The 451-nt window shown below is 49.9% G+C and carries 1 rRNA gene; it reads left to right on the plus strand.

What is annotated here, in order from left to right:
* Positions 1-350 precede the first annotated feature (350 nt).
* Positions 351-451: ribosomal RNA gene (locus JNB88_RS33170) — 23S ribosomal RNA — on the plus strand; the annotation flags it as partial.

Here is a 451-nt window from a genome sequence, read left to right on the forward strand (position 1 = left end):
GGTAGGAAGGAAGCTTGTCGTCAGGATTGACCATTGTTCGGTGCCTTTTGGTGCTGTCTGATGGCTGATCTGATTACCGTTGCCTGACCGCGCGGTACCGGATTTAATCTCGAGAAGCTGGTCTTAAAGATCGGACACAAGCGAACTGCTCGGCGTAGTTCCAATAAAGTGATCCGATCGAACACGTCGATGGCATCATTAGAAAACGGTGGTTGTAAAAGGTAACCGCTGAATAGCTGGTACGGCAAACTCAGGTTTGTCCGTATGACCGGTTTGGAACCCCTTGAGCGCAAGCGAAAAGGATAGGAATTCCAAACCCAGCAAAGATGATGAGCATTGGCAATGAGAACGATTAAGTGTCGTAAGGGCATTTGGTGGATGCCTTGGCATGCACAGGCGATGAAGGACGTGATACGCTGCGAAAAGCCGTGGGGAGCTGCGAATAAGCTTT

This window comes from Rhizobium cauense (assembly GCF_019511525.1).
Taxonomy (GTDB): domain Bacteria; phylum Pseudomonadota; class Alphaproteobacteria; order Rhizobiales; family Rhizobiaceae; genus Rhizobium; species Rhizobium cauense.